Source organism: Pseudomonas sp. GX19020 (assembly GCF_023371075.1).
Lineage (GTDB): Bacteria > Pseudomonadota > Alphaproteobacteria > Rhodobacterales > Rhodobacteraceae > Pseudogemmobacter.
In genome coordinates, this window is record NZ_JAMCCR010000002.1 from 433,892 (window position 1) to 452,802 (window position 18,911).

At 62.9% G+C, this 18,911-nt stretch carries 17 protein-coding genes; 8 read left to right on the top strand and 9 right to left on the bottom strand.

The genetic code is table 11. The features are described 5' to 3' along the window. The first annotated feature begins 32 nt into the window (after positions 1 to 32). Complete coding sequence (locus tag M3484_RS06650) at positions 33 to 497, top strand: 6,7-dimethyl-8-ribityllumazine synthase (RefSeq protein ID WP_092900124.1); 465 nt, start codon at positions 33 to 35, stop codon at positions 495 to 497. Here the strand turns inward: M3484_RS06650 and M3484_RS06655 are convergent, their stop codons facing one another. From M3484_RS06655 to M3484_RS06690, 8 genes are all read right to left on the bottom strand, one after another. After that, positions 498 to 2,147, bottom strand: a complete 1,650-nt coding sequence (locus tag M3484_RS06655) for a glycerol-3-phosphate dehydrogenase/oxidase (protein WP_249496259.1) — start codon at positions 2,145 to 2,147, stop codon at positions 498 to 500. After that, positions 2,140 to 2,922, bottom strand: a complete 783-nt coding sequence (locus M3484_RS06660; protein ID WP_249496260.1) for a DeoR/GlpR family DNA-binding transcription regulator — start codon at positions 2,920 to 2,922, stop codon at positions 2,140 to 2,142. Before M3484_RS06660 ends, M3484_RS06655 begins: the two co-directional genes overlap by 8 nt. Further along, on the bottom strand, positions 2,919 to 4,439 hold the full coding sequence (locus M3484_RS06665; protein WP_249496261.1) for an FGGY-family carbohydrate kinase: 1,521 nt from the start codon (positions 4,437 to 4,439) through the stop codon (positions 2,919 to 2,921). The genes M3484_RS06660 and M3484_RS06665 overlap by 4 nt, the downstream gene beginning before the upstream one ends. An 81-nt stretch (positions 4,440 to 4,520) precedes the next feature. Then, positions 4,521 to 5,396, bottom strand: coding sequence for a DeoR/GlpR family DNA-binding transcription regulator (locus M3484_RS06670; protein WP_249496262.1), 876 nt, complete (start codon positions 5,394 to 5,396; stop codon positions 4,521 to 4,523). A gap of 142 nt (positions 5,397 to 5,538) precedes the next feature. Continuing rightward, a complete protein-coding gene (locus M3484_RS06675) occupies positions 5,539 to 6,486 on the bottom strand; it encodes a D-ribose ABC transporter substrate-binding protein (protein ID WP_092900116.1) in 948 nt (315 codons plus the stop codon). 90 nt (positions 6,487 to 6,576) lie between these two features. Next, positions 6,577 to 7,617 (bottom strand): ABC transporter permease, encoded by a 1,041-nt coding sequence (locus tag M3484_RS06680; RefSeq protein WP_092900114.1) that lies wholly within the window; start codon positions 7,615 to 7,617, stop codon positions 6,577 to 6,579. 26 nt (positions 7,618 to 7,643) lie between these two features. Next, positions 7,644 to 9,182 (bottom strand): sugar ABC transporter ATP-binding protein, encoded by a 1,539-nt coding sequence (locus tag M3484_RS06685; RefSeq protein WP_249496263.1) that lies wholly within the window; start codon positions 9,180 to 9,182, stop codon positions 7,644 to 7,646. Continuing rightward, the gene (locus M3484_RS06690; protein ID WP_249496264.1) at positions 9,182 to 9,838 is read right to left on the bottom strand and encodes a DUF2291 family protein; all 657 of its coding nucleotides are present in this window, start codon (positions 9,836 to 9,838) and stop codon (positions 9,182 to 9,184) included. Before M3484_RS06690 ends, M3484_RS06685 begins: the two co-directional genes overlap by 1 nt. A gap of 815 nt (positions 9,839 to 10,653) precedes the next feature. Here M3484_RS06690 and M3484_RS06695 point away from each other — a divergent pair. From M3484_RS06695 to M3484_RS06725, 7 genes are all read left to right on the top strand, one after another. Further along, on the top strand, positions 10,654 to 12,222 hold the full coding sequence (locus tag M3484_RS06695; protein ID WP_249496265.1) for an FGGY-family carbohydrate kinase: 1,569 nt from the start codon (positions 10,654 to 10,656) through the stop codon (positions 12,220 to 12,222). Between the two features lies 1 nt (position 12,223). Beyond that, positions 12,224 to 13,729, top strand: coding sequence for a glycerol-3-phosphate dehydrogenase (locus M3484_RS06700; RefSeq protein WP_249496266.1), 1,506 nt, complete (start codon positions 12,224 to 12,226; stop codon positions 13,727 to 13,729). Beyond that, positions 13,726 to 14,658, top strand: coding sequence for a TIM barrel protein (locus M3484_RS06705; protein ID WP_249496267.1), 933 nt, complete (start codon positions 13,726 to 13,728; stop codon positions 14,656 to 14,658). The genes M3484_RS06700 and M3484_RS06705 overlap by 4 nt, the downstream gene beginning before the upstream one ends. Before the next feature lie 24 nt (positions 14,659 to 14,682). Then, positions 14,683 to 15,630 carry a sugar-binding transcriptional regulator gene (locus M3484_RS06710; protein WP_249496268.1) on the top strand — a complete coding sequence of 316 codons (948 nt, stop codon included), beginning with the start codon at positions 14,683 to 14,685 and terminating at the stop codon, positions 15,628 to 15,630. 12 nt (positions 15,631 to 15,642) lie between these two features. Beyond that, positions 15,643 to 16,422: a triose-phosphate isomerase gene (locus tag M3484_RS06715; protein WP_092900099.1), complete on the top strand. Its 780-nt coding sequence runs from the start codon at positions 15,643 to 15,645 to the stop codon at positions 16,420 to 16,422. Between the two features lie 10 nt (positions 16,423 to 16,432). After that, the gene (derI, locus tag M3484_RS06720; protein WP_198835368.1) at positions 16,433 to 16,906 is read left to right on the top strand and encodes a D-erythrulose-4-phosphate isomerase; all 474 of its coding nucleotides are present in this window, start codon (positions 16,433 to 16,435) and stop codon (positions 16,904 to 16,906) included. A 101-nt stretch (positions 16,907 to 17,007) separates the two neighbouring features. Continuing rightward, positions 17,008 to 17,979 carry a class 1 fructose-bisphosphatase gene (locus tag M3484_RS06725; protein ID WP_249496269.1) on the top strand — a complete coding sequence of 324 codons (972 nt, stop codon included), beginning with the start codon at positions 17,008 to 17,010 and terminating at the stop codon, positions 17,977 to 17,979. Here M3484_RS06725 and M3484_RS06730 read toward each other — a convergent pair whose 3' ends face one another. Then, the gene (locus tag M3484_RS06730) at positions 17,980 to 18,897 is read right to left on the bottom strand and encodes a glutaminase (protein ID WP_502942437.1); all 918 of its coding nucleotides are present in this window, start codon (positions 18,895 to 18,897) and stop codon (positions 17,980 to 17,982) included. Positions 18,898 to 18,911 lie beyond the last annotated feature (14 nt).

Consider the following 18,911-nt stretch of genomic DNA (forward strand, 5'->3'; position numbering starts at 1 on the left):
CGAAGACGTTAACTCAACGGATAGGTTCCGAAATGACTGATAACTCCTCCTCTAAATCCCCGCGCATCGCGTTCATCCGTGCCCGCTGGCATTCTGAAATCGTCGATCAGGCGCTGAAAGGCTTTACCGAGCGTGCGGAGAAAGTGCTGCCCGGCACCGGGATCGACGTCTTTGACGTGCCCGGCGCGCTCGAGGCGCCGCTGGTGGCGAAAAAGCTCGCGAAAACCGGCAAATATGAAGGCATCGTGGTTGCGGCCCTGGTTGTCGATGGCGGCATCTACCGCCATGACTTCGTCGCTGGTGCGGTGGTGGACGGCCTGGTGCAAGTCGGGCTTGAGACCGAAGTGCCGGTCTATTCCGTCTCGCTGACGCCGCATAACTTCCAGCCGGTCGAAGTGCTGGAAGGCTTTTACCACGCGCATTTCGTCAAGAAAGGCGCCGAGGCCGCAGAAGCCGTCAAGGCGATGCGCGACCTCGAAGCCAAAATCAACGGCTGATCATTTCAGCCGCAGGCGGTTGCGGGATTTAAGATCCTCCCGCGCCCGCTCAACTTCCATGGCCCGCCGCGCCTCATCCCAGTTGAGCGCGGCGGCAGCCACGCCCGCCGCCTGTTCAAGACTGGCATCGGTCAGCACACCGGTCACCGACAGCGCCGTGCGGCGTTTGACCAGGTCATCCAGATGCACGACCTGTTCGTTGCGGATGATCCAGCCCAGTTCCTGCAGGGAATAATCCGGCGCATCCGAAAGCGTGATCGGGCGCGACCCTTCGGCCTTTGCCACCGCGCGCGCCGTTGTGCCATACCGCGCGAACAGCGCCTTCACCCTGCCCTGGCCGGCACCGGTCTCGCTTGCGACCTGCGCCACCCAGGCCGGTTGATCCGCCGGATAGTCGCGCCCGCCACCAATGGCGAGATCCTGCGTTGACACTTTTCGCGGCTGCCCGAGCCGTTTCAGCACCACATCGGCCACTTCTTCCGAAAAGCCCCGGAAAGTGGTCCATTTGCCGCCCACAAGCGAAATCACCGGCCAGGTCCGCGCGCCTTCGGCTTCGATCACCGGCGCCGAATGATCGCGGCTGATCAACCCGGGATTCGCCGCATCCGAGGCCGGCAGCGGCCGGATCCCGGCATAGGCATAGACGATCTGATCCTTCGAGAAACTCAGCCCTGGCAGCAGCGAAGCAATCGCCTGCATGAAATAGTCGATCTCATCCTCTTCGCAGCGCACATCATCCGGATCCGCCGCGCGGATATCGGTCGACCCCACCAGCGCCCGGCCAAGATAGTCGAAGACAAGGCAGATCCGCCCGTCATCGGCCTCGAAATAGATCATCCGGCCGTTCAGCGCGGCAATGACTCCGGGATGATCCAGCAGGATATGCGAGCCTTTGGTGCCGCCGATCAGTTTTGTGCTCAGCCCCAGCTGGGCATTGACCCGGTCGATCCAGGGCCCGCCTGCGTTCAGCACGATCCTGGGGCGGAAGGCGCGCGCGGTGCCGTCCGCTGCGGTAAGGCGGATTACATCGCCCTCAGTGGCAAGACCGGTCGCGTAGTTCAGCACCTCGGCATTCGGATTGGCGCGCTTGCCATCCATCAGCAGTTCCAGCACCAGGCGTTCTGGCATCCGCACCGTCGCGTCATAATAGGTGCCGGCCGCAACGATCTTCGGCGTCAGCGGCGGGACCTCCTTCAGCGCGCGCTTTTTCGACCAGAGGCTGTGTTTCGGCATCACCCGGCGCTTCGCGCCATAGAAGTCATAGAGGCTGAGGCCGATCTTCATCAGCACCGCCCCCCGCGACCGGGGCGCGGTGGTCGATCCGAACAGTGTCCGGATCGCCGCCGGAATGCCTTTGAACCAAGAAAAGATCGGGATCACCGTATGCAGCGGATGCACTGCATGTGGCGCGTTCCTGAGCAGCAGGTTGCGCTCCAGCGTTGATTGCGCGACCAGGCCGAATTCACCCGTCTCAAGGTATTTGATACCGCCATGGATCAGCCGCGACGGCGCCGCCGAGGTGCCCGAACTGAAATCGCCCTTATCCGCGATCACCACGCTCAGCCCCTGTTCCGCGAGGTCGCGGAAGGTACCGGCGCCATTGACCCCGGCGCCGAGGATCAGCACGTCAATATCTTGTATATCACTCATTCTCATCCACCAGGATCAGGGGAACACCCGCCGCACGTAAATCGCGTTCCGTAGCATCGGGAAGGCCGCGATCCACATAGACCGCATCGAATTCGGTAAGATCGGCAAAGCGGTGCAGCGCCAGTTTGCCGAATTTGGTATGGTCAAGAAGCAGGACGCGCCGCGACGCCGCTTTCAGCATCGCCTGCTTGACGCGCACCGCCCGCGCGTCCTGGATCAGCGCCGTGGCCCCCGAAACGCCCGAGGCAGAACAGATCGCGAGATTGACATGCAGCCCGGCCAGCGCGGTCTCACACAGATGGCCGATAAAGGCGTTATAGGTCGGGTGATAATCGCCGCCCAAAGCGATCAGTTGCGGCCCCTCGGGGCCAGAAAGGCGCTGCATCATGCCAAGGCTGTTGGTGATCACCGTCAGCGGGTCGATCTGGCCCAGATGGGGGCCAAGCGCGGCGACCGTGGTGCTGTCGTCAAGGATCACCGCCTGGCCCGGCTGGATTTCCGCCAGAGCCGCGCGGGCCAGCGCGGCCTTGGCGCCGGCGGCATGGGTCTCGCGCCAGGCGATCAGGCTTTCATAGACGCCCGAAGGCTGGGCCGAGACCGCGCCATGCAGTTTGCGCAGAACCCCCTGCCGCGCGAGGTCTTCGATATGGCGGTGGATCGTCATGCGCGAGACGCCGAAGGCCTGGACCAGATCGTCGATCCGGACCTCGCCTTTCTCGATCACCAGTGCGGCGATCTCGTCGCGACGCCCCGGTTTTCCGGCGGCGCTGCTCATGCCAGCGCTTCCAGCTGCGGCCAGAGCGGCGCGAGCGAGGCGGCAAGATCGCAATGCAGCCGGTAGCGCGCGTCCATCCGGGCGCTGCGGGCCGGATCGGGCGCCCAGGTCTTGCCAAGCGCTGCAAGGTCACGCGGATCGGCGGTCGGGCTGTCAAAAAGCCCCACGCCCGAGCCTGCGCAAAGCGCTGCCGCCCAGGCGGCGGGTTCCTCGGTCGCCGTCACCGTGACTGGCAGGCCCAGAACATCCGCGAAGACCTGGGCGAAAAGCGGATTGCGTGAAATGCCCCCGGTCAGCAGCGCGGTTTCCGGCTGAAACCCATCGCGCAAAGCATCGACATGGATGCGGTGGTTGAAAGCGATCCCCTCGATCACAGCACGCAGCATATCGCCGCGGTCATGCCAGCCGCGCAGCCCGAGGAAACTGGCCGAAGCGCCTGCACCATGGGGGCTGCCGAAGAGATAGGGGTGGAACATCAGGGTCGAAGGGCGCTGGAACGCGGCTTCGATCTCGGGCGTGATCAGCGCGTGAAAGCTCTCGCCGCCTGCCTCGGCCTTTGCCCGGTCACCGCCGCAAAGCGTATCAAGGAACCAGTCGTAATTCGCCGCCGAGGCCGGCGAGATCGACATATTGTTCCATTCGCCTTTCCGCAGCCCGTTGCGACAGAACCAGCGCGCATCGGTTTTGGCCGTGTTCGAGACGGTTTCATTGATCGAATAGGTGCCGGCAACAATCGCGACGCGTCCCGCACCATGCCCGCCAATTCCAAGCGCCGAGGCGGTCACATCATGCAGCCCGGCAACAACAGGCGTGCCCTCGCGCAGCCCCGTCAGCCTGGCGGCGGCAGCGGTGACCTGGCCTATGATCTGATCGGGCAGCGCGACCGGCGGCAGCGCGTGTGACAATGCCTCAAGCCCGAAAAGCCTCAGGATTTCAGGGTCATAATCCTGGCTGTGAACATTGGTGAAACAGGTGCTCGCCTCGGTCAGATCGGTGCCGATCACGCCCGAAAGGCAATAGCGCAGCCAGTCTTTGCAGGCGAGGATATGACCGATCTTCGCGAACCGTTCCGGCTCATACGCCTGGAGCCAGGCCAGAAGCGCAGTCGGCGCCGAGGCATGCGGCATCTGGCCCGACAGCTCCAGCGCACGGGCAGAGATGCCATTCGCCTCCCATGCTGCCACCTGATCCGCCGCGCGGCTGTCGAGGGACAAGACCCCGGGCCCAAGCGCCGCACCATCGCGGTCGAGAAGATAAAGCCCGTCGCCATGCGCCGTTGCCGCCACCGCCGCTATATCACCGGCGCGGCCCGAGAGCGCGAGCGCCTCGGAAATCGCCTCGGCCGTCGCGGCCCAGAGCTGGTTCATATCGCGTTCGACATGGCGGGGGCGGGGCATCAGTTGCGGCAGACGCCGCCGCGCCACAGCAAGCGGGTTGCCCATGGCGTCAAACACGACCGCTTTGGTCACTGTCAGCCCATTGTCGATGCCGAGAAGGCAGGGACCGTGATCAGCCATGAAACAGATCTCCCGACCGCGCAACATGGGCGGCCCTACGGAATGCACCATCTCATGATGTTAATATAACATCAAGTGATGTTACATTGCCGGATCATCCCCCGCGAGCGGCGCGAGTTTCAACCGCACCCCCTCACGCAGGAGCTGGCTGGCAAGCGCCGGGTCCAGCCCGTCATCCACGATCACCAGGTCGAAGTCCCGCAAGGCGGCCATGGAATGCAGCGCCCGGCGGGTAAATTTGGAATGATCGGCCAGCAGGATGCGGCGATCAGCGCAATTGAGCATGGCGCGCTTGATCTCGGTCATCTCGGGGCTTTGGTGAAAGGCCTGGCCATCGGTGATCGCGGCGGTGGACATGAAGGCGAGATCGGCGCGGAGTGCGCGGATGCTGGTCGCGGTCACCGGCCCGAGAAAGGCGTTGCACCAGTTGTGCAACTGCCCGCCCAGGCCGAGCAGGGTGATATGCGGCGTTGAGCGCAGCGCATTCATCAGCGTCAGTGAATTGGTGATCGCGGTCAGCGGCACGCGGGTGGTCAGATGCGGCACCATCTCGAACACGGTGGTGCTGTCATCGAAGAACGCGGCCTGACCCGGCTCCAGCTCCGCTGCGGCCATGGCGGCGATGGCGCGTTTCTCGGCGCCCTGACGGGAAGTGCGCCACAGATCTGAGGCCTCGATCAGGCTTGTCGGTGCAGCCGAGACCACGCCGCGCATCTTGCGCAAAAGCCCGCGCCCGGCGAGGTCATCAAGATCGCGATGTGCCGTCATCAGGCTGATCCCGAAACGCGAGGTCAGATCCTCGATCCGCATCGAGCCCTCGGCGATCACCGTCTCCGCGATCAGCTGGCGCCGCGCGATCTGGCGGGCATGGCGGCTGTCAGACGGAATCGCATCTCCGCCCAGAAGATCAGGGCGCGAATCCTGCAGCGGATCTGACCAGTATTTTTGCTCGGACATTTGGGCCTCCCGCCAGCCGGTTACTGCATTTTACCCGAAAGGCAAACGACGGCGATGTTCAGCGGAGGGAAAGCCGGGCCGGAACAATCCGGCACCGGCAGAAGGTAAAAGCGGCGGGCCGGGGACCGGCCCGCACCGGGGCTCACTCCGACAGAACGAAGGGAGCGGTGTATTTGTCGACATTGTCCGCGGTGATCAGCAGGCAGTCAAACAGCTGCTTTTCCGATGCCGCGCCGGTTTCGCCGGTTTTGATGAACTTGTCGGCCTGAACCACAGCTTCGCGCGAGAAGATCGCGACCGGCTGGAGAACGGTGTATTGCAGCTCACCGGCCTTAATTGCCTCGACCGCGTCGGGCGAGCCGTCGAAGCCACCGACTTTGACCTGAGCCAGCTTGCCGGCCTCTTTCAGCGCGGCAATCGCGCCCAGAGCCATTTCGTCATTGCCGGCGATCAGGCCGATGACATCCGGGTTCGCCTGCAGGAGCGACTGGGTCTTCTGGTAGCCCTGGGTGCGATCCCAGTTTGCCACTTCCTGACCGGCTTTCACCAGATCCGGATATTGGGTGATGACGGTTTCATAGCCGTTCGAACGGGTCGCGGCATTGTTGTCAGCCGGGTTGCCGAACAGTTCAACAAACTTGCCCGCGTCGCCAACGGCCTCGACCCATTGCTGGGCACCCAGAGCTGCGCCCTGAGCGTTATTCGAGACGAGCTGACCCTTGGCCAGACCTTCCTGGTTGATCTCGGCATTCACGAGGAAGACCGGAATGCCGGCATCGACGGCTTTCTGAACCGCACCGATCGAGCCATCGGCATTGGCCGGGTCGAGGATGATTGCGACCGACTTATTGGTGATGGCGGTGTCGACGAGGGTGCTCTCGGTATTGGTGTCGCCTTTATGCGAGGAGACATTGGCGGTGTAGCCAAGCTCTTCTGCGGTCGCTTTGGCGACTTCGCCCTCGGTGAACCAATAGGGGTTCGCCGGGTCATTGACGATGATGGTGATCAGGCCTTCGGCCGATGCGGCGAAAGCCATCATCGGCAGAGCGGCGGCAGCACCCATCAGCGCGCGGCGGGTCAGTTTAAGCATGTGTAATCCTCCCAGGGGTTGCATGCGGTCTTGCGGTCTTTGCCCCGGGCGCGGGAAAATGCCATGCGCCCGGGGCGAAGGAGATCAGGCTCAGGCTTTCCTCCCGCCTTTGCCGGTCTGGATCGAGTTCATCAGCACGGCGAGCACGATCACGCCGCCGGTGAAAACGGTTTGCCAGTAGGACGAGACGCCGGTGATCACGAGGCCCGCCGACAGGAAGCCGATCACGAAAGCGCCGAGCATGGTGCCGAGCACGGTGCCGCGCCCGCCGGTCAGGGCGGCGCCCCCGATCACCACCGCGGCAATCGCGGTCAGCTCGTAAGTCGTGCCTGCGGTCGGGCCGGCCGAGGTCAGCTGCGACGACAGGACCAGACCCGCCACCGCCGAAAGCATCCCCGACAGCGTATAGACGGTGACCTTGACGAATTTCACCGGCACGCCCGACAGTTCCGCCGCGCGCTCATTGCCGCCCGAGGCATAGAGCCAGCGGCCAAAAGCGGTGCGGCTGAGCACCAGCCAGGCGATGATCGCGCAGAAAGCCAGCACCAGAACCGAGATCGGCACGCCGGCGATCCGCTCGGATCCCAGCCATTTGAAGCCGGTATTGCCCAGATCGGGCGAGCCTGCGAGGCGGTTATAGGTCAGGCCATTGGTCATCAGAAGGGCGACGCCCCGCGCCACATACATCACGCCCAGCGTGGCGACAAAGGCAGGAACCTTCAGGTAGGCAACCAGCACGCCATTGACCGCGCCGACCAGCGCGCCCACGACCAGGGTGATCACCACAACCGCCCAGACCGGCGGATAGAGGATCACGCCAAGCGCGTCGATCTCGACGCCCTGCATCAGCGCGCCGCCGATTACGCCGCACAGCGCGAGGATCGAGCCGACCGACAGATCGATGCCGCCGTTCAGGATCACCAGCAGCATGCCGATGGCCAGCAGTCCGAAAATCGCGACCTGGCTGGCCATGATCAGGAAGTTCGAAGTCGTGAAGTAATTCGGTGAGAGATATGAAAAGACCGCGACAATCACGATCAGAGCGAAGAAAGCCCGGCCTTCAAGCAGAAGCTTCAGCAGGCTGAAACCTTCGCTCCTGGTGGCGGTGGCGGGTTTGGTGGTGTCGGACATTGTTCTGTTTTCCCCGAACTTCGCTCTTAAGCCGCGTGCTGTTCGCCAGAGGCGGCCATGATCATTTCTTTGGTGGCGTCTGCGCCGAATTCAGCCGTGATCCGGCCCTTGTGCATGACGATGATGCGATGCGCGATCGACAGGCATTCGCTGACTTCCGATGTCGTATAGACCACGGCGAGGCCCCGTTTCGCGCCATCGGCGAGCAGGCGGAACACCTCGGCCTTGGCGCCGATATCGATCCCGCGCGACGGCTCGTCCAGCAAGATAACCTGCGGATTGGTCGCCATCATCTTGCCAATGACCACCTTTTGCTGGTTGCCGCCCGAAAGCGAGCCAATCGCGGCGTCCGGCCCGGAGGTCTTGACGGTAACGCGTTTGATCGAATCGGCGATCAGCGCCTTTTCTGCCCTTCGCGAGGTGAAAAGCCCGCGGGTAAAGGCGGTGATCGAGGCGAGCGACAGGTTCTGCCCCACCGACATCGTCTGCACCAGCCCGTCGCGCTGCCGGTCTTCCGGCACCAGCGCAAGCCCGCGCCCGATCCGCTGCGCGATGGAAAGATGCGAGATCTCTTCGCCTTTCAGCTCGATCCTGCCCGAGGCCGCGTGCAGCCGCCCGGCCAGTGTCTCCATCAGCTCTGACCGCCCGGCGCCCATCAGCCCGTAGATACAGACGACTTCGCCGGCCTTCACCTCGAGCGAGAGGTTGTCGACCACGTTATAGGCATTGCCGCCCGGATCGGGGACGACCATGTTTTTAACGGCAAGCGCGGTCTGGCCGAATTCATACCCGTCCGGCGGCGTGCCGAGATTGTAATTCTCGCCCACCATATTGCGCACGATCCAGTTCAGATCGATGTCAGCGCGCGGCGCCCAGGCGGTCATAGCGCCATCGCGCAAAACCACGGCGTGATCGGTGATCAGCAGCGCCTCTTCCAGGTGGTGCGAGATATAGACGATCGACACGCCCTTGGAGGTCAGGTCATTGATCACCTTGAACAAAACCTCGACCTCGGTCGCGGAAAGCGCCGAAGTCGGCTCGTCCATGATCAGGATACGGCTGTCGACAGACAGCGCGCGGGCGATTTCCACGATCTGTTGCTGACCAAGGCGCAGGTCTTCGACCGGGGTGAGCGGGTCGATATCCTGCTCCAGATCCTGCATCAGCTTACGGGCCTGGCGTTCTTCCTCGGCGAAATCGACGCCCATCGGGCCTTTGATCTCACGACCCATGAAGATGTTGTCGCGCACGGAAAGATTGGGCGCGAGGCTCAGCTCCTGGTGGATGATCGAGATGCCCAGATCGCGGGCATGGGTCGAATTCTGGAAATGGACCGGCTGGCCATCCAGGATGATCTCGCCCGAGGTTGGCTGGATCACGCCCGAAAGGATCTTCATCAGCGTCGATTTGCCGGCACCGTTTTCGCCGAAAAGCGTGGTGACCTGGCCGCGATGAATGTCGAAATTCACGCCTTTCAGCGCATGAACTGCGCCGTAAGATTTCGCCACATTACGCGCGGCGAGCACCACTTCGGCAGTGTCGAATCTGGCTGTTTCAGTGCTCATCACTGCACCGTCACGCTGACGGGGGTGATGCGCCACATTTTGGCATTGATCAGGGTGAAGGCGCCGGTGACCTCAAGCGTCTTGCCGGTCAGGTTCGTGGTATCGATCCCGTCCAGGACGGCGGCTTTCATGGCGCGGTTGATCGCCGAACCGGCATCCTGATATTCGATCTGGTTCTTGAAGGCGCCGAATTCGATATCGCCGGGCGCGTCACGCAGGTCGGTGCCGTTGATCGCAGGCCCGGTCTGAAGCCGGACGCTGATCCCTTCCGGCATCCCGTCAATCGCCATTTCATAGACGCCCGATTTCGCCTCGCCCGCGACGCCGGTGAATTTCACCATCATCACTGTCCCGGTGGTCGCCGGGGTGCCATATTCCTTCGCTGCCGCCGCCTTATCGGCCTGGACAGCCTGGGCCAGCGTCACCACATCCACCGCTTTCGCGATCACGACATCTTTGATGCGGGGAAATTCGGCCTGACCGTAAGTGTCGGGTGCGAAAGCCTGCTGGCGAGTATCAGATTCGGATCCGACCCTTACCACCCTGGTGTCGAGCGCGATTGCCGCGATTACGGCCAGAACAATCGCGCCGGCGATCCAGATCCTGCGACGGCTTTCACTGCGCGGCGCGGCTGCGGTTTCCAGGCTTTGGCTCATGTTTTGGTTCCCGGGAAAGTGATGTCTGAGAGAAGCGGCAGGCGCGGCATCAGAGGGCCAGTGCCAAAGCGGGCATGGCCGCCGGCGGCGAAGGCCAGAACGTCCGTTTGCATACCTTTAACTCCTCACCTTGCGACGGTCCCGGGTGTCACGCTCCTCAACGCGCTGGCTTTGGGCCAGGGGACTTTCGCCTTCGTTTGCAGTCATTGTGATATTATAGTGATATTTAATCCGTCAAGTAAGATATGAAATGGGGTGGGTGCAGGCTTTGAAATTTCCGGGAAGGCCGCGACGCTCCGGCCGATTCCTTTTGGTGTGGGGTGGGTACGGGCCCTGGCGGCGAACATGCTGCTGTTGCAGCCGGGCGTGCTGCAGGAGCAGCGAAATTGAATCGCAATTTATTGATTTAATGTGATTTAATAGAAGGATCTGGCGCAGATCCACCTCTGGATTCGCTATGATGGCCCGGCGCTGGTCATCGGCCTTTTCGGGATGGCAGGCGGAAAAACACCTGTCCGGATGCTGGTTTCTTTCCTCAAGAATATCTGAAATAAATTACTTTGTCCGTAAAAAAATTCATTCACTATGGTATGATTGTGGGATATACCTCGCGCAGGGCTGCATGGTAAAATGCGGACCTGGATTTTTCAGCCGAAACGGGGGAGGTCGCGGATGCGACCGGATCGGCGGGAGGGATGGATTGCATATCGGTTTTCATATCGGGCGGCAGAGAGATCGCGCTCCGGCCTCCCTCCGGCTCCGCACTGGCGTGACTGCCGCGAGGGCAGTCGTGGCGGCTGGGGGAGGGTCCGGACATGGCCGGCACTGATATTCTGATCGGAATTGACGCGGGCACTTCGGTGATCAAGGCGGTGGCCTTTGATCTCGCGGGGCGGCAACTGGCCTCGGCTGCGGTGCCGAATCGCTACGCAACTGCCGCTGACGGATCGGCGACGCAGCCCCTGGGTCAGACCTGGGATGATTGCGCCCGTGCCTTGCGTGAGCTTGGCGAACTGGTCGACGGGCTGGCGGGCCGTACCGCCGCGCTGGCGGTGACCGGACAGGGCGACGGCACCTGGCTTGCCGGGGCGGGGAACCGGCCGGTCGGTGATGCCTGGCTCTGGCTTGATGCCCGCGCGGCGCCGACGGTCGAACGGCTCGCCCATTGTGGTGAAAACCGCGCGCGGTTCGAGGCGACCGGGACCGGGCTCAACACCTGCCAGATGGGCAGTCAGATCGCCCATATGCAAAGCTTCAGGCCTGAATTGCTTGAGGCGGCAGAGGTCGCGCTGCATTGCAAGGACTGGCTTTATCTGAACCTCACCGGTGTGCGGGCCACCGATCCGTCAGAGGCGAGTTTCACCTTCGGGAATTACCGCAACCGGCAATATGATGACACGGTGATCGCGGCCCTCGGGCTTGAGGCGCAGCGCCATCTGCTGCCGCCGATCATCGAGGGCACCGAGGTCACGCATCCGCTGAGTGCTGCGGCTGCGGCTGCGACCGGGCTCAGGGCGGGAACGCCGGTCAGCCTCGGCTATGTCGATATGGTGATGACTGCGCTTGGCGCCGGGGTCTATGGCGGCGGCGGCGAGGATGTCGCCTGTTCGACCGTGGGATCGACCGGGGTGCATATGCGGGCGGTCAGATGGCAGGATGTGCATCTGAACGATGAGGGCACCGGCTATGTGATCTGCCTGCCGGTCCCCGGCGTGGTGACCCAGGTGCAGACCAATATGGCGGCGACCCTGAATGTCGACTGGGCGCTTGGCCTGGCCGGAGACGCGCTGAAAGCCTTTGGCCATGAGGTCAGCCATAAAGAGCTGGTCTCGCGCATCGATGCCTGGCTTGCCGAAAGCCAGCCCGGCCAGATCGTCTACCACCCCTATATTTCCGAGGCCGGTGAGCGGGGGCCTTTCGTCAATGCCCAGGCCCGTGCGGGGTTTACCGGGTTTTCGCAATATCACGGCTTCCCTGATCTCCTGCGCGCAGTGACCGAGGGCCTCGGGCACGCGATGCGTGACTGCTACACCGCGATGGGCAAGCTGCCCGGAGAGCTGCGGCTGACCGGGGGCGCGGCGCGTTCCGGTGCTTTGCGCAAGATCTTTTCTGCCTCGGTTGATGCACCTGTCCGGGTCTCTGCCCGCGATGAGGCCGGAGCCGCCGGGGCCGCGATGATGGCCGCCGTTGCCATCGGTGCCTATAAATCCATGGATGATTGCGTCAACGAATGGGTGATCCCGCTTCTGGGCGCGCCCGAAGCCCCAGATGCGGGCCTAGTTGACGCCTATTCCCGCATCTTCCCCGCCTATCAATCGGCGCGGCAGGTTCTGGTCCCTGTCTGGGATCAGCTGTCCCGCGCCCGCCGCCCGTCAGGAGAATGACATGACCGATATGATTGACCTCTTTGTGATCGGGGGCGGCATCAATGGCGCCGGTATGGCGCGGGATGCAGCCGGGCGCGGCCTTTCCGTGGTGATGGCGGAAAAAGACGACCTTGCACAGGGGACATCCTCGCGCTCGGGCAAGCTGGTGCATGGCGGGCTGCGCTATCTGGAATATTACGAATTCCGTCTGGTGCGTGAGGCGCTGATCGAGCGTGAGGTGCTGCTGAACGCCGCGCCGCATATCATCTGGCCGATGCGCTTCGTGCTGCCGCATTCACCGACCGACCGGCCGGCCTGGCTCGTCCGGCTGGGCCTCTTCCTTTACGACCATCTGGGGGGGCGCAAAAAGCTTCCCGGCACCCGCACGCTGAACCTGCATCGTGACCCGGAGGGGGCTGCGATCCTCGATCAGTATAAAAAGGGCTTCGAATATTCCGATTGCTGGGTCGATGACGCGCGGCTGGTGGCGCTGAATGCGCTTGGCGCGGCGGAAAAGGGCGCGACGATCCTGACCCGCTCGCCGGTGACCTCGGCGGTGCGTGAGAATGGCGGCTGGACGGTGACGGTCCGCAATCATCAGGGCGCAGAGCAGGTTTGCCGCGCGAAGTGTATCGTGAACTGCGCCGGTCCCTGGGTTTCCGATGTGATCCAGAATGTCGCGCATACCAAATCGACGCGCGGTGTGCGGCTGGTCAAGGGCAGCCATATCATCGTGCCGAAATGGTGGGCCGGGCAAAATGCCTACCTGGTGCAGAACCACGACAAGCGGGTGATCTTCATCAACCCCTATGAGGGGAACATGGCGCTGATCGGCACCACCGATATCCCCTGGGAGGGCCGCGCCGAGGATGTCGAGATCAATGAGAGTGAGATCGACTATCTGCTGAAATGCGTGAACCGCTATTTCAAGGAAAAGCTGCGCCGCGAGGATGTCGTTCACGCCTATTCCGGCGTGCGTCCGCTGTTTGACGATGGCAAGGGCAACCCCTCGGCGGTGACGCGCGACTATGTTTTCGATCTCGACGAGACCGGCGGCGCGCCGATGCTGAATGTATTTGGCGGCAAGATCACCACCTTCCGCGAGCTTGCAGAGCGCGGGATGCACAAGCTGAAACATATCTTCCCGCAGATGGGGCCGGACTGGACCGCCACCGCAAAACTGCCGGGCGGCGAGATGCCGAATGCGGATTACGAAAGCTTTATCAACAGCCAACGCGATGCCTTCCCCTGGATGCCGCGCGGGCTGATCCAGTATTACGCGCGTCGCTACGGCAGCCGGATGCAGGATCTGATCGGGGCGGCGGGCTCGGTTGAGGGCCTTGGCCGGCATTTCGGCGGTGATCTCTATGAGGCAGAGGTGAAATACCTCGTCGCGAAAGAATGGGCGATGGAGGCGGAAGATATCCTCTGGCGCCGCACCAAGCATAAGCTGCATCTGAGCGCGGAACAGATCGCGGAATTCACCGCCTGGTTCGACGGATCTTTCGGGGGTCAACACGCATGAGCCTGACGCTTTCGCTGAACACAAACCCGCTGGTGAACCGCTTTGCCGAGCCGTCGGACCTGATCGAAACGGTGGCGCGCGATCTGAGGATCCGCGACCTGCAGCTGACGCATGAATTCATCAACCCGTCCTGGCCCGCCCCGGTGATCCGCCGTCTGACGCGCGAGATGCAGGCGGCCCAGGCGCGGACCGGTGTCCGGGTGACCTCCGGCATGACCGGGCCTTATGGGCGGCTCAATCACTTTGGCCACCCGGACCCGGATGTGCGCCGCTATTATACCGACTGGTTCAAGACCTTTGCCGATATCACCGCCGATCTGGGCGGGGTCTCGGTCGGAACGCAATTCGCGATCTTCACCTATAAGGATTTCGACGACCAGGCGCGGCGCGAAGAGCTGACGCAGATCGCCATCGACCATTGGGCCGAGGTCGCGGAACATGCCAAAGGCGCGGGCCTGAAATATGTCTATTGGGAGCCGATGTCGGTGGGCCGCGAATTCGGCGAGACGATCCGCGAGGCCATCGCGTTGCAGGACCGGCTGACGGCTGCGAATATGGCGGTGCCGATGTGGATGATGGCCGATATCGACCATGGCGATGTCACCAGCCCGAACCCCGATGACACCGACCCCTATGCCTGGGCGCGGGCGGTGCCGAAATACTCGCCGATCATCCATATCAAACAGTCGATGATGGACAAATCGGGCCACAAGCCTTTCACCGCCGATTTCAACGCCAAAGGCCGCATCCAGCCCGAGCCGCTGCTCGCCGCTTTCCGCGAAGGCGGAGCGGTGGATAACGAGATCTGCCTTGAGCTGAGCTTCAAGGAGCGTGAGCCGAATGACCGCCAGGTGATTGCGCAGATCGCGGAAAGCATCGCCTTCTGGGCGCCGCATATCGACACCGGTGTGCAGGACCTGCATATCTGACCCCGCCGCAACCACAGGACGAATATGGCACCGCGCCGCGACATTGATCCCGAAGAAAGCCTCGCAATCCGTGCGGCCTGGCTGCATTACGCAGGCGGACTGACCCAGGCTGCGGTGGCGAAACGGCTGGGGCTTGCATCCGTCAAGACCCATCGACTGATTGCCCGGGCAGTGCTTGAGGGCGCGGTCAAGGTCACGATTGACGGCGCCATCGTCGAATGCGTGGAATTCGAAGACCAGCTGTCGCGCCGCTACGGGCTGGATTACTGCGAAGTGGCGCCGGATCTGGGCGAAGAGGGGATGCCTCTGCGCGCCCTCGGCATGGCGGGCGCCGGGTTTTTGCGGCGCGAGATTGAGCGCGGCGAGACGCCGGTGATCGGTCTGGGCCATGGCCGCACCATGCAGGCGACCGTGCGCCAATTGCCCAGGATCAATGCATCCGGCGTCAGCTTTGTCTCGCTTTTGGGCGGGCTTACGCGCAATTACGCCGCCAATCCGCATGACGTGATGCACAGTCTTGCGGAAAAGACCGGCGCAATGGCCTTTGTGCTGCCGGTGCCGTTCTTTGCCCGCTCGGTCACCGATCGCGAGGTTCTGCTGTCGCAGCCGGGCGTGCGCGAGATTTTCGACCTCTCGGCCGGGGCCGGGCTGAAGCTCGTGGGGATCGGCACTGCAGATGCCGGGGCGGGGCTGGTGGCCTCGGGCATGATCGAGCCGCGCGAGATCGAGGAGATCACTGCCACCGGCGGCGCGGGCGAGATGCTTGGCCATTTCTTTGACGCGCTCGGGCGCGAGGTGGAAACCAGCCTGACCGCCCGCACGCTTTCGGTCGGGTTCCGGCCCGGGGGCGACCGCATCGTCGCCATCGCGGGCGGTGCCGACAAACATCACGCCATCCGGGCCGTGCTGGCCAGCGGCCGGCTGAGCGGGCTGATCACAGATGAGCCGACAGCGCGCGCGCTGCTGGACTGAAGAGGAAAGAGAATGGCACAAGAGACCTGGACCGGGAAAACCTGGATCGGCACCAATTGGAAGATGCATAAAGACTGGGCCGCAGCAAAGCGCTTTGCCGAGGGCCTGATCGCATCTGATGCGGATCGCGACCCGCGCATCCAGCGCTTTATCATTCCGCCCTATCTTTATGTGCGTGAGATCAAAGAGATGCTGAAGGACACTTCGGTGAAGGTCGGCGCGCAGAATATGCATTGGGAATCCGAGGGTGCCTTTACCGGCGAGATTTCTCCGATGATGCTGAAAGATGCCGGTCTCGACATGGTTGAACTCGGTCATTCCGAGCGCCGCGAGATGTTTGGTGAAACCGATGAAGGCGTCGGGCTGAAAACCGAATCCGCGATCCGCCACGGGCTGGTGCCGCTGATCTGCATCGGAGAAACGCTGGAAGACCGCAATTCGGGCCGCGCGCCCGAGGTGCTTGCGAAACAGACCCGTTCTGCGCTGGAACGCCTCAGCCCCGCGCAGAAACAGGCAGAAATCCTGCTGGCTTACGAGCCGGTCTGGGCGATTGGCGTCGGCGGCATCCCGGCGAAAGCCGATTATGCCGATGCGCGCCAGGCCGAAATCATCGCGGTCGCAGAAGAAGCGCTGGGCCGCCGCGTGGCCTGCCTTTATGGCGGCTCGGTCAATCCCGGCAATTGCGAGGAACTGATCCAGTGCCCGCATATTGACGGTCTTTTCGTCGGTCGCTCGGCCTGGGAGGTCGAGGGCTATCTGGCTATCATGGCGCAAGTCAGCGCTAAACTGTGAGGAAACGGAAATGAAACTGGCAATTGCAGGCGACAGCGCCGGTGAAGGTCTCGCCAAAATCCTGGCCGACCACCTGAAAGGCAAATTCGAGGTCTCGGAAATCTCGCGCACCGATGCGGGCCCGGATGCGTTTTACGCAAACCTCTCGGATCGCGTCGGATCTGAGGTCATGGCAGGCAAATATGACCGCGCGATCCTCGTCTGCGGCACCGGTATCGGTGTCTGCATCGCGGCGAACAAAGTGCCGGGCATCCGCGCAGCACTGACCCATGACACCTATTCCGCCACCCGCGCGGCTTTGTCGAACAACGCCCAGATCATCACCATGGGTGCGCGCGTCATCGGGCCTGAACTGGCAAAAGCCATCGCTGACGCCTGGCTGTCTGAGACCGAAAACTTCGACGCCGCCGGCAAATCCGCCAGCAATGTCGATGCCATCGACGCGGTCGGCGCGAAATACAACGCGAAGCTTTCGGGCGGCTGAGCCCCATTGAACAACAAGCCCCCGGGGGCTATCCCCGACGGGGCCTGTCGGGGCGCGAACTCCTCCTCCTCTCGCGCCCCATCTTACTTGCGGAGTTGCCGATGCTGATCCTGCCCGCTGATCACGCGCCTGACGGGATGCGTCTTGAAGATCACCTGACCGGCAAATCCGGCCCGGTTTCCGTGATCCGCGCCTTTGCCGGGGCGCTTCCCGGGATTGCGGCGCGGCTGGCGGCGGGGCGGCTTTATTCCGATCCGGCAGCGGTGATCGGCATCAATGAAAGCGGCGACAAGCAAAAGGCGATGGATGACGCGGCGCATCATTATGTGCTGCCATATCTGCGCGAGGCGGGCGTCCGGCTTGTATTGTCGGAAGAGGCCGAAGAAATCGTCACGCTGAATCCCGACGGGCTCTGGGATGTGTCGATGGACCCGATTGACGGCTCGAACTCCATCGGGATCGGGGCGCCGCTGGGGATGTTCTTCGCGGTCTTCCCGGCCAAAGGCACGGATTTCCTGCGCCCTGGCAGCGAGATCGTCGCGGCGGGCTATGCATCGATCGGCCATTCGCTGGATTACGGATTTACGCTGGGAAATGGCGTCCAGATCTTCGGGTATGACCCCAAAGATCATGATTTCCGCCAGACGCATGCCAATGTCATGCTCAAGCCAAAGGCCTCGACCATTGCCTATAACGCCTCGAACCAGCGGCACTGGGCGCAAGGGCTGCAGGATTGGGTCTGTGATGTGGAACTCGGCCGCGACGGTCCGCGCGGGCGTGATTTCAATATGCGCTGGCTCGCGGCGGCGGCGGGCGAGCTGCATCGTATCCTGATCGAGGGCGGCGCGTTTCTCTATCCTGCCGACAGCCGCAAAGGCTATGAAAACGGGCGTTTGCGCACGCTTTATGAGGCGTTTCCGATTGCCTTCCTGATCGAACAGGCGGGCGGCAAGGCCACCGATGGCGTCAGCACGATCCTGACGCGCCTGCCCCTGGCGCATCACGAACACACGCCCCTGGTCTTTGGTGCGGCGGAAGAGGTCGATCTGATCCGCGACTACCTGACACGCTGATCAGAAAACCGACCAGCCCATCCGCTGCGACAGCATCTCCAGCGCCTCGGTGCCCAACAGCGAATTGCCATTCGCATTCAGCCCGGGCGACCAGACGGCAATCGACGCCACCCCGGGCACCACCGCGAGGATCCCGCCTCCGACCCCGCTTTTCCCGGGTAATCCAACGCGGTAGGCGAAATCGCCTGAGCCGTCATAATGGCCGCAGGTCAGCATCAGCGCATTGATCCGCCGCGCGCGCACATTCGAGACCACCGAACGCCCCGTGACCGGATTGCGGCCCCCATTGGCCAGATAGCCCCCGGCGCGGGCCAGTTGCGCGCAGCTCATGGTGACGGCGCAATGGTGGAAATAGACGCCCAGCACATGGTCGGGCGGGTTCGTCAGATTGCCCCAGGAATGCAGGTAATTCGCAAGCGCCGCGTTGCGAAAGCCGGTCGCCTTTTCGGCGCGCGCCACCGCCGGATCGGCGCTGATCGTGTCATCATCCGAGATGAAACGCAAAAACCGCAGGATCTCGCCAATCGTCTCACGTGGCGCCCGGGCATGTGCCAGCAGCGCATCCGCCACCACCAGCGCGCCCGGATTGATGAACGGGTTGCGCGGGATGCCCTTTTCCTGTTCCAGCAGCACGATGGAGTTGAAGGCGCTTCCCGAAGGTTCGCGCCCGACACGACGCCAGAGCGCATCGCCATACATCCCAAGCGCAAGTGTCAGGGTGAAAACCTTGGAGATCGACTGGATGGAGAAAGGCAGATCCGCCTCACCAGCGGTGAAAAGCCCACCCTCATTCAGCGCGACCGCGATGCCGAAATGCTTCGGGCTGACATGGGCCAGCGGCGGGATGTAATCGGCGGGATGCCCGCGCTCTTCGCGGCTTGCGAGCGTGGCGGTGATCTCGTTCAGTATATCTTGCAGCTTGTCCATCACGC